The organism is Virgibacillus alimentarius (assembly GCF_017874635.1).
GTDB lineage: Bacteria > Bacillota > Bacilli > Bacillales > Amphibacillaceae > Virgibacillus_B > Virgibacillus_B alimentarius.
The window spans coordinates 1-10,943 of record NZ_JAGIKX010000052.1 but is presented as its reverse complement, the minus strand read 5'-3'; the positions used below and the strand labels follow the sequence as shown (position 1 = coordinate 10,943).

11 protein-coding genes are annotated in these 10,943 nt (G+C 35.3%); 2 read left to right on the top strand and 9 right to left on the bottom strand.

Features of this window, described 5'->3' with window-relative positions:
- Positions 1-109 precede the first annotated feature (109 nt).
- From J2Z81_RS15195 to J2Z81_RS15155, 9 genes are all read right to left on the bottom strand, one after another.
- Positions 110-1,186, bottom strand: coding sequence for a bifunctional 3-deoxy-7-phosphoheptulonate synthase/chorismate mutase (locus J2Z81_RS15195; protein ID WP_029270844.1), 1,077 nt, complete (start codon positions 1,184-1,186; stop codon positions 110-112).
- A 201-nt stretch (positions 1,187-1,387) separates the two neighbouring features.
- Positions 1,388-1,798 (bottom strand): YtxH domain-containing protein, encoded by a 411-nt coding sequence (locus J2Z81_RS15190; RefSeq protein ID WP_029270842.1) that lies wholly within the window; start codon positions 1,796-1,798, stop codon positions 1,388-1,390.
- Between the two features lie 32 nt (positions 1,799-1,830).
- Entirely contained in the window at positions 1,831-2,229 is a 399-nt protein-coding gene (locus J2Z81_RS15185) for a DUF948 domain-containing protein (protein WP_029270840.1), read from the bottom strand.
- A 354-nt stretch (positions 2,230-2,583) separates the two neighbouring features.
- Positions 2,584-3,909 carry a UDP-N-acetylmuramate--L-alanine ligase gene (murC, locus tag J2Z81_RS15180; protein ID WP_029270838.1) on the bottom strand — a complete coding sequence of 442 codons (1,326 nt, stop codon included), beginning with the start codon at positions 3,907-3,909 and terminating at the stop codon, positions 2,584-2,586.
- Positions 3,910-4,033: 124 nt separating this feature from the next.
- Complete coding sequence (locus J2Z81_RS15175; protein ID WP_029270836.1) at positions 4,034-5,149, bottom strand: nicotinate phosphoribosyltransferase; 1,116 nt, start codon at positions 5,147-5,149, stop codon at positions 4,034-4,036.
- A 93-nt stretch (positions 5,150-5,242) separates the two neighbouring features.
- Complete coding sequence (locus tag J2Z81_RS15170; RefSeq protein ID WP_226371710.1) at positions 5,243-7,522, bottom strand: DNA translocase FtsK; 2,280 nt, start codon at positions 7,520-7,522, stop codon at positions 5,243-5,245.
- A 153-nt stretch (positions 7,523-7,675) separates the two neighbouring features.
- Positions 7,676-8,278 (bottom strand): YtpR family tRNA-binding protein, encoded by a 603-nt coding sequence (gene ytpR / locus J2Z81_RS15165; protein ID WP_029270832.1) that lies wholly within the window; start codon positions 8,276-8,278, stop codon positions 7,676-7,678.
- Between the two features lie 16 nt (positions 8,279-8,294).
- The gene (locus J2Z81_RS15160) at positions 8,295-9,101 is read right to left on the bottom strand and encodes a DUF1444 domain-containing protein (protein ID WP_226371709.1); all 807 of its coding nucleotides are present in this window, start codon (positions 9,099-9,101) and stop codon (positions 8,295-8,297) included.
- A 28-nt stretch (positions 9,102-9,129) separates the two neighbouring features.
- The gene (locus J2Z81_RS15155) at positions 9,130-9,447 is read right to left on the bottom strand and encodes a thioredoxin family protein (RefSeq protein ID WP_029270830.1); all 318 of its coding nucleotides are present in this window, start codon (positions 9,445-9,447) and stop codon (positions 9,130-9,132) included.
- A 220-nt stretch (positions 9,448-9,667) separates the two neighbouring features.
- Here J2Z81_RS15155 and J2Z81_RS15150 point away from each other — a divergent pair, with 220 nt between their 5' ends.
- Both J2Z81_RS15150 and J2Z81_RS15145 read left to right on the top strand, forming a co-directional pair.
- Positions 9,668-10,108, top strand: a complete 441-nt coding sequence (locus J2Z81_RS15150; RefSeq protein ID WP_029270828.1) for a YtoQ family protein — start codon at positions 9,668-9,670, stop codon at positions 10,106-10,108.
- Positions 10,109-10,256: 148 nt separating this feature from the next.
- The coding region (locus J2Z81_RS15145; RefSeq protein WP_226371711.1) for an IS256 family transposase at positions 10,257-10,943 on the top strand (687 nt) is incomplete at its 3' end.

Sequence of the window (10,943 nt, the reverse complement as noted above, 5' to 3'; positions counted from 1 at the left end):
TTCACATAAAAACAAAAGAAAAAACGGTTGCGTTTATCATTTATTGATAAACACAACCGATTTTGTTTATTTGGGGCTAGTTATGTCCCAGCCTCCTTATTTCATATTCTTAAGAATGAACTGTCAGATGTTTTTCTAATTCATTCATAAAATTATCAAACATGCCTAAATCCATTTGTTGTGCAGAGTCAGAAAGAGCTACGGCTGGGTCTGGATGAACTTCTGCCATAACTCCATCAGCCCCAATTGCAAGTGCAGCTTTAGCTGTTGGTAAAAGCAAATCTCTTCGACCTGTGGAATGTGTAACATCAACCATAACTGGCAAATGCGTTTCTTGCTTTAAAATCGGTACTGCTGAAATATCTAGTGTATTTCTTGTTGCTTTTTCATAGGTTCTAATTCCTCGTTCACATAAGATAATATTACTGTTTCCACGAGAAATAATATATTCTGCCGCATTAGTAAACTCTGATATTGTGGCTGACATTCCGCGTTTAAGCAATACTGGTTTATTAACATCTCCAGCTGCTTTTAATAATTCAAAATTCTGCATGTTTCTTGCACCAATTTGAATAATATCCAGATAATCAACTGCTTTTTCTATATCTGCCGGATTCACAATTTCACTTATTACAGCTAAGTCATACTCGTCTGCAACCTGTTTTAAAATTTGCAGTCCTTCTTCACCAAGCCCCTGGAAATCGTATGGAGAAGTGCGTGGTTTAAAAGCTCCACCCCGCAGAAGTTTAATACCTTTATTTTTTACAGCTGCAGCTACTTGAGCTACCTGTTCATAACTTTCAACTGCACATGGCCCCATCACATAATGTGGATTACCATCACCGATTTGTTCGCCTTTTACATTAATAATAGTATCTTCGGATTTCTTCTTACGCGATACAAGCAATGCTTTTCGATGGTCGTCCTCTTGAAGCTCTAAACTTGCCTTGAAAATTTCTTTAAAAATGTGTTCAATTGTAGAGTTTTCAAAAGGGCCATCATTATGTGTTGTAATTTGATTAAGCATATCCCGCTCACGAACAGGATCAAATCGCTTCATACTTTGCTTTTCTTTTACTTCACCTATTTGCTGAACTACTTTTGCTCGTTCATTAATTAAATCAAGGATTTGTAAGTTTAAATCATCCATTTGATTTCTTAAAATTTCCATTTCATTGTTTGTCATTATAGATGCCCCCCAGCACACATTTTTAATAATTTAGGAACCATTATAGCTCAAAGAATTCATTTTGTCATCCAAAATTTCAAAATAAATTAATATTCTTTCACTTCCGATTATTTTAATAGCTAATTTAATGTAAGCATCTGGAAAAATGAAATTAAAAAAACCAGGCTAAAGTTTTCTAGCCCAGTTTTATAGAGGAAACTACTGTTTTACACTTTCAGCTGTATTTTCAAGTTTCTCCGCAGCGGTTTCTACCTTTTCAATCGATTCCTCTGCTTGTTTTTTCTTTTCGTCCAATTTGTTTTGTGTTGACCTTGCAAGATCTTTTGTCTTATTCGTAACAGTTTTAGTTAGCTGAGCTGTTTGATCTACAGCTTTTCTTCTTAAATCTGATCCTTTTTCCAACGCCTTACCTTTAAAGCCGCTTCCCTTTTCCTGTACAATTGTCTTCCAGTTGTTTGCGCGGTCTTTCGCTTGCATTGCGCCTTGATTAAGATTTTCTCTTAATTCTTTTCCTGATTTTGGTGCAAATGCGAGTGCAACACTAGCACCTATGATCCCACCTATTAAAGTTCCAATAATAAAGTCTTTACTATTAATATTATCCTCCATATTATCCCTCCCAGTCTTATTTTTAAGTTTTTTTACTTCTTTTTCCACAAATTCAGTACTGCCGTTCCCCATTTTACTGCCTGTGTAGCTTTGTCTTGATTTTTGGAAGCTGCCTTCGTTATATTGTCAGATATCTGACTTAAAGATTCGTTAAAATCTTTAACAGTTTGTCCAAGATCTTTCGCGCCATCAAAAACTCCATCTAATTTAGATGATTTATAATTGATGTCATCCGCTAATTTGTTTGTTTTATTTAATAAATTCGTTGTTTCCGCAGTTATACCTTCCATCTGCTTCTCAATACCTTCTAAGGTACCAGTAACATTATTCATCGTACGTTGCGATGCTTTAAGTGTCTTTACTAAGTATACTACCAGTACAGCAAAAGCAACGGCAAAAATTAATGCAGCAATGTATAACATAATTATCATCGTATGATCCACTCCTTCGATCCTATAGTAATGTTGATAGTGAGACTGTGTTATTTGATAGTACACGTTCAGTATTGCGTCGTTTTAATCATAATTACCCTAAAAGGCATTGGATAAACATTTCTTACATATCACTTTATATACAAACCGTAAGATTTCAAACAACTGATGCTACCAAACAAATCTAGTTATTCTTCTAATCTTCTATTTTCTACAAATATGTAAAAAAACCTTTTTTATTTTAAATAATACGAGGAAACTTTTTGAGGAAGCAAAAAAGAATCTGTATCATACCATATGAACTGTAAACTTTTAAAAGCATTTCATGTTCTTATTTATACAGACTCCTTTGAATTAAGTATTTTTTATTTGATTAATCGTTTTATTTACTAATTTTCCCTCATACGTTTGTTGAAACTTTTGTATATCTCCGGCTCCCATAAATATCAATACACTATCCTCATAAGTTTGCAATATATCAATTTGTGAGAGCTGTAAAACAGTACTATTTGGAAGCAACTTTTGTAAGTCGTTAATCGTAAGTGTTCCATTATCTTCCCTGGCCGATCCAAAAATATCACATAAATAGACGGCGTCTGCTAGGCTTAAACTATCGGCAAACTCTTGTAAGAATGTTTTTGTTCTCGTAAATGTATGTGGTTGAAAAATAGCTACAATATTTTTGTCTGTATATTTTTTTCTTGCTGATTCAATTGTTGCAGTAATTTCTTTTGGATGATGTGCATAATCATCAATCAAAATCTGATTCCCTACTTTTTTCTCCGTAAAACGACGTTTCACCCCTTGGAATGTGCTTAATGCTTTTATATTTTTCGCTTCAATACCTTCGTATTGACAAATCGCAATAACAGAAAGGGCGTTTAAAATGTTATGATTCCCATGCATAGGAATTGTAAATGTTTCGTAATACGTATTGCGGACAAAAACATCAAACGTTGTTCCATCTTCGGTTTCCGTTACATTTTGAGCTTGAAAATCGTTTGTTGAGGAAAAGCCATAATAAACAACCGGAACTTTTGCTTGTATTTGTTGGAGCTGTTCATCGTCCCCGCAAGCAATAATCCCCTTTTTGACTCGATCAGCCATCGATTGGAAAGCATCAAACACATCATCAATACTTGTAAAATAATCTGGATGGTCAAAATCAATATTTGTCATAATTGCATAATCTGGTTCATATTGTAAGAAATGTCGTCTGTATTCACAGGCTTCAAAAACAAAATATTTGCTATCTACATGTCCCTTCCCTGTACCATCACCAATTAAATAGGAAATTGGCAATGTTTCATTTAGCACATGTGCCAATAGCCCCGTTGTAGATGTTTTTCCATGAGCCCCTGTAACAGCAATACTAATATATTGTTTCAACCATTCTCCTAAAAATTCGTGGTATTTATAAAAGGTAACACCTAGTCTCTTCGCTTCCATAATTTCAATGTGATCTTCTGAAAAAGCATTACCAGCTATAACGATGTCATTTTGTTTAATATTTTTTTTTGAAAAAGGTAGTATAGGAATGTCTTTTTGTTCTAATGCTTCTTGAGTAAAAAAACGCTTTTCTACATCAGATCCTTGTACTGTTTCTCCGGAATCATGAAGAATATGTGCAAGTGCACTCATTCCAGTCCCCTTTATACCAATAAAATGGTAAGTTGTCATAAAAAGAACCTCCAAGTGTATGTGTGAAAAATCTCACTAATATCCAATTAATAATTTTACAACTATCTAGTAATTATAGCAAACCATTGTAAGGAGTAAAATAGAAAATTCTTTTTTCATTATTTTATTTATCCTGCTTCGTATACGCAACTTTCTCAAGCCTTGGGTTGGGCCGATATCTTCGTCCTTCTTTAGCAGCAGGAGTCCCATTTAACAATACATTGTCCCCAGTAAAGCCAATATTTATTTTTAATAAGCTGCCACCTACCCCGTACATATCTACTGGTACACCTAACTTTTCAAAACGGTTAATGCGATCTTCTGTAAATCCACCGCTAACCATGATTTGAACATGCGTAAACCCTTCTTCATCTAAAGCTTTTCGAAGCGCAAAAACAAGCTCCGGATTCACACCTCTTGGATCAAACGTCCCCATTAAGTGGTGATTTCTAAGAAAATATTTATCAACCAGTGTTCTTGATGTGTCAATGCGTACTGCATTTAAATCATTCCCAAAAGCACGAGCTACTCTTAGTGAATCTGTAATCACGTCATTATTATAATCTACAAGAGATACAAGTTCATCTTCTGGATACATTTCATAATAAGCTTTAGAAGCTGCAACAACATCACCGCGAAACATTTGAATCATGGCATGTGGCATCGTTCCCATTCCTTTTTTACCCCACCATTCATTCATTGCGTGTGTTGCTTGGGCTGTGGAACCACCAATAAAAGCAGCATATCCATCACCAGCTTGTTGAGTGAAGTGATCATCACGATCCCCCATAAAAATAACAGGTTTTTGTTTCCCGGAAGATCTAGCCGCTTTTACCACATTATATACATTTGTAGCTACAGATGTTCTTCTTGCCAATATCCCGTCTATTATTCCTTCCAAAAAACCAAATTGCTGATATGCGCCGGATATCGTCAGTACAGATTCATACGGACCGATTTTGTCGCCGTCTTTCAATGAATGAATTTCTAGTTTCTCGGGATCTTCTGCAAATGTATGTATTAGGGCAATAGCCTCATCTGTTCCACATAAAACAGCATTTCCTTTTTGAAAAAATTGCATGGTAACGTGATTTTTAGGAAGTTTCTTTTCTGCTATTTCCTTTGTTTTTAAAAAGTAAACAGCAGAAAACCACCCTTCTTTAATTCGTTTATCAAATTTGAATGTTTTATTGGTTAGACGCTTTATTTTCCCCTCTAATTTTTTTTCGATCTCTTTCATAAGATTTTCTCCTTAAACTAATTTCATTTATCTCTTATCTTATATAAATAGTTAGAACCGCACAAGCTTAAAAAAGACCTCTTGTCGTTAATATCACTGATGCTGCTGATCTAATTGTGCTCTTGATACTAAAATATCTCTTGGTTTACTGCCATTTTGCTGAGAAATGATACCTCTATTTTCTAATGTGTCAATTAAGCGTGCTGCACGATTATAGCCTATTTTAAAACGCCTTTGTAACATTGAAGTACTTGCACTGCCTTGATCTAGAACAAACTCAATCACGTCTTGCAGTAATTCATCCTCTTCTTCGTCAATGGTCATTTTCTCTAATAATTGATCTTGTTCAAATAAATAATTCGGCTCTGCAATTGATCGGGCATGATTTGTTACTCTTTCTATTTCCTCATCGGAGACAAATGCGCCTTGCAATCGTATGCTTTTCCCAGCTCCGTTTTCAATGAATAACATATCACCTTTCCCTAATAATTTTTCTGCTCCAGCATTATCAATAATTGTTCTAGAATCTACTTGAGAGGATACACTAAAAGCAATTCTTGTTGGTATATTGGCTTTAATTAGACCAGTAATAACATCTACAGACGGTCTTTGCGTTGCCACTAGTAGATGTATACCGCAAGCACGGGCTTTTTGTGAAATACGGCATATAGCATCTTCAACATCTTGTGGGGAAACCATCATCAAATCAGCTAATTCATCAATTACAATAACAATAAACGGCATTTTCTCGGAAGAACGTTTCTGCTGCTCCATTGTTTGATTAAATCGCGTAATATCCCGTACCCCTTCATGAACGAATTTTTCATATCTTTCTTCCATTTCACTTACTGCCCATTTTAAAGCAGCAGTTGCCGCTTTCACATCCGTAACAACAGGAGATACTAAATGTGGTATACCATTATATGGGGCAAGCTCAACCATTTTCGGATCGATTAATAAAAACTTAACATCTTGATAATTCGCTTTATATAAAAGACTTATTAGTATTGTATTAATACACACACTTTTGCCCGATCCCGTTGCTCCAGCTATAAGCCCATGAGGCATCTTAGAAATATTAGTGATCTTTGGCTGGCCTTCAATACTCAACCCCAATGCAACGGTTAAAGGGGATTCGCTCTGTTTAAAAGAATCTGTATCAAAAATTTCCTGCAGTCCCACTAACTGTGGTTTTGGATTCGGTATTTCAATTCCTATTGTATTTTTACCAGGAATAGGTGCCTCTATCCTAATATCTTTCGCGGCCATATTCAATTTTAAATCATCGCTTAAATTCTTTACTTTACTTACTTTCACACCTAATTCGGGCTGTACTTCAAATCTAGTAACTGACGGTCCTTGCGTTGCATTAACTACTTTTGCACGTACATTAAAATGTTTTAACGTTTCTTCAAGTAATTCCTGTTGATGACTTACCCACGCACGGTCACTATTGCTCTTTTGCTCTGGATCATTTAGTAAGTGATTGGGAAAAGGGTTGTTCTTCTTTTTGGATATGACATTTTCTTTCTTTTTTACAGATTGTGTTTGACGATTTTTATCCATTAGTTTTTTCTTATCTAACGGAGTCATAATGACATTAAACGGTATTTGATTAGATTCCTTCTTCTCCCTCTCTTTTTTGTTTTTGAATGAGGGATATGGATGTTTACTTTCAACTGGCTTTTCCTTTTTATTATAACGAATAGGCGTATCTTGCTCTCTTTCTGGTTCTTGATTTATTCTTTCATTTACGTATTTTTTCTCATCTGTACTCTTTTCTATTGGCTCTGCATGTGTATGTTCAGGTTCAAAGTGCTGTGTTTCATGCCCTTCATCAGGCTTTGAGCGAGGATTATTACGAATTCGATCTGTTTGCTGGTATGTTGGTTGACTTTTAAAATGATCAGCATTTTCGTTTTTATTTCTAATAAATGGCGGAGTTGTATTAACATCTTTTGAGTCTCGTTTTTGATAGCCATATATTGGTGATGGTACTTGGCTCGGTGTAAATGGTGTTTTATTTTCTTTTTCTACCTTTTTCTGTCTCGGTTTTTGCTGTTGGTATGTTTGCTTGTTTGATAACCGATTCACTTTGTAATTTTGTTCCGTACTTTTGCTTTCTCGTCGTTTATATGCTGGTTTTTCCATTTCTTTTTCAGAGTCATCGGGAATAACTGGAAAACGAAACGGTTTTTTATTTGGATATTGATACATTACTTTTGGTTGAATATGAGGATGAATCGTGTGTTCGTTCCTTTTGTTGTAAGATTGACTCTTTTTATTCCCCTCTATTTCTTCTACTACTTTTCCCTCTTCTTCTACTTCAGTTAGAAACAAGTTTTTAATTTTTTCCTTCCATTGTTCCCACATATCGTTCACTCATTTCTATAAAAATTGATCTATGATATATTTTACCAGTTTTACTTCGTATTTGTAGATTAAATTAATCAGAACATGACAGAGTAAAATTGTCTGACAATCAAAAAGCAACCCTTGTCTAGCCAGACTCAGGTTGCTCATAAATTAGAATTCAAATCGTTCCCCGATTTCATACATATCGTCAAGTATATAAATACCTTTTTCCGAAGGGGCATTTGGTAAATCTAATTCTTTTTGTGAGCATATCATACCATTCGAAGATACCCCTCTTAATTCTGTCGGTTTAATCTTTAATCCACTAGGCAACGTTGCTCCTACTTTTGCAACAACAACTTTTTGATCTTGATCAATATTTGGGGCACCGCATACAATCTGTAATTTTTCATTGCCAACGTCTACTTGGCAAACACTTAGCTTATCCGCATTTTCGTGCTTGGTTTTACTTATTACATAACCAACAACAAATTTTGGTGTCAAATCAAAGTCAAGTGAATCGTTTAAATGATTTTGATCAAATAATGTTTGTAGTTGTTCTAACATGCCCTCGGTCATTTCCAGCCTGCCTTCACCGTTGAGATCAAAATATTTTGAAGCATGAAAAATATTGTAACCTGCTATTTCCCCATTTCCACCCAAGATTTTAGTAATATCTCCATAATTTGCATGCTTTATATTATATCGATCGACTTTTCGTATTGGAATGATTAGAACATCCCCTATACCCTTAGAATTATAAAATACATCCATAAACAATCATCCTATTCTAATTCTTTTTTGGTCGGTTTTTCGCAAGGATAAAGATTGGCTCAAGTGCCTTATCCTCATAAATGAAAGGAAGTGATGTAATTGGAATACGTCCTTCTGCAAAAAATTTCATAGTCATTTGTGCTAATATATCATACCCAGTTTTATTCATAATGTCAGCTACAATCAGTACATCTTGATGAGGTACAGCGACAGCAAGTTCACCTTTACTATTTGCCTTCATTTCTTCTAGAAATGCCTCATTTAATATCCGACTGGCATCATAGCCATCCTGTGTTGCTATGAAATGAAAGTCGTTATTTGCTACACGATCTGTTTTATAATCATTAGCTAAGGACCGTAAGTTAAAAGTTGCAATTTCATCAATACGCTCTTTCGTCCATTGCTCGTTTTTAAGCATATTTTCGTCAATTAAACGATATGATTTCCCAAGATCAAGCGCATAATAGATACGTGTTTCCGCAGTGTGGTCGTTCGTGACAAGTTTTATCCCACTTTTTGTTTCAGAGGCGAATGAAGTCGCTCGAATAACAGGAAAAATTTGTTTTTCCATCCCTGATAAATGATGCTCTTCATTCATAATTCTAAGTGCTTCAATTATATGATCCTCCAGTTCATCGATCGCCTCTTCTCCCCGTTCATTGTACTTTGCAATAATATTGGGTAACTTAATTTTAATACCCTTTTTGGACTCTTTCCACTCTATGCGAAAAGTATCTTTATCGCGATTGTAAGACATTCGATAATCTGGGCTTGAAAGCCTGTTCTCTAGTATTTTCTTCATTTTTATACTGGTCATTTTCATTTTATACCCTCCTAGCTGAGGCTGATTTCTATACAGGTAATGTTTCTATAAATTCAACAATTTCTTCTTTACTTTTTCGTTCTTTACTCACAAAACGACCTATTTCTCTTCCTTTACGAAAAGCAATAAAACTCGGTATTCCAAACACATCATATTGCTGGCATAGATCTATAAATGAATCCCTATCAATCATAACAAAATGATAATCAGAAAATGCTTCCTCTATCTCTGGCAAAATCGGCTCAATCACTCGACAGTCCGGGCACCAATCTGCGGTAAATAGAGCGATGATATTGTCACTATTTATTAAATCAGTAAATTCTTCACTTGTTTTCAACGTTTTCAAATACGTAACCTCCATTTCTCTTAATATCATATCTATGATTACGTTGTGTTGCAATTATCCAGATTATTTTTGAACATAATTTTTTAGGCTGACACTCCCTCTATAGATATTAATACGGTGCTCTTTACATAAAATAGAATCTATTATATGTTTAAATAGGCAGAATATTTGGCAACATGATAAAATGTTGCTAAACAACTTTTATAGTGGAGGGACCTTTATGGAATTAACCGTTTATTTGGCGGGACAAATTCATGATGATTGGCGTAATGAATTTGAGGAGAAGGCAAGAAAAAAGAAACTCCCGCTCAATTTTGTAGCACCTCAGACAAATCATGATTTATCAGATGATATAGGAGACAATATTTTAGGGGAACAGCCTGGTAAAATGTATAGAGATGATGCTGCTTCTAGTATTAATAATTTACGAACTCAAGTTTTAATGCAAAAATCAGATATCGTGATTGCATTATTTGGCGAAAAATATAAGCAATGGAACACAGCTATGGATGCAAGTGCAGCTATTACAATGAATAAGCCAACCATTCTCATACGTCCAGAGTCATTGATACATCCGTTAAAGGAGCTGTCTAACAAAGCTAATGTGACAGTTGAAAACATAGACCAAGCACTCGATGTACTAAATTATATTTTCGAATAAGAAAGCAGCGAACTAATGTCGCTGCTTTAGGGAGTGTAATATTAACTGTGTAAGTAAGAATGCGTACGGTTCTTACTCACACAGTTTTTTATTTGGTAGAATATAAATAATAGATTAAAGGAGTGATTTTCGTGGTAAAGCCAAAAAGATTATTGAAGCGTATCAGCCAGAATCAGTTGAAGATATGCAAAATGCACTGAAAGAGATATTTGGACCGATGTTTGAATCCATGCTCAAGGGTGAAATGAATACGCATTTGGGCTATCAGTCCAACGATAAAAAAGAAAAAACAACTGGAAACAGAAGGAATGGTTACGGACAAAAGACCGTTAAAACAAGCACAGGGGAAGTAGATATCCAAGTGCCGCGTGACCGCGATGGTTCTTTTGAACCGCAGCTAATCCCTAAACGCCAGAGAGATGTTTCTGCGATTGAAGGTAAGGTCATTTCTATGTATGCCCGCGGGATGTCTCAAAGAGATATCTCTTCGACGATTGAAGACATTTATGGCTTTTCTGTATCACATGAAATGGTTTCCGATATCACGGATCAAGTGCTTCCTGAACTCGATGAATGGCAAACTCGTCCGTTAAGCAGCTGTTATGCATTTGTATTTGTAGACTGTATGTATACAACCATCCGCAATGATTATGAGACTAAGAAATACGCTGTTTATACCATTTTGGGATACACAATGGAGGGGAAGAAAGAAATACTGGGGCTATGGCTCAATGAAACGGAAAGCAAGCATAAGTGGATGCAGATCTTCGATGAAATCAAGGCCAGAGGCGTTGAAGACATTTTCTTTATCTCCATGGATGGCGTGAGTGGTTTA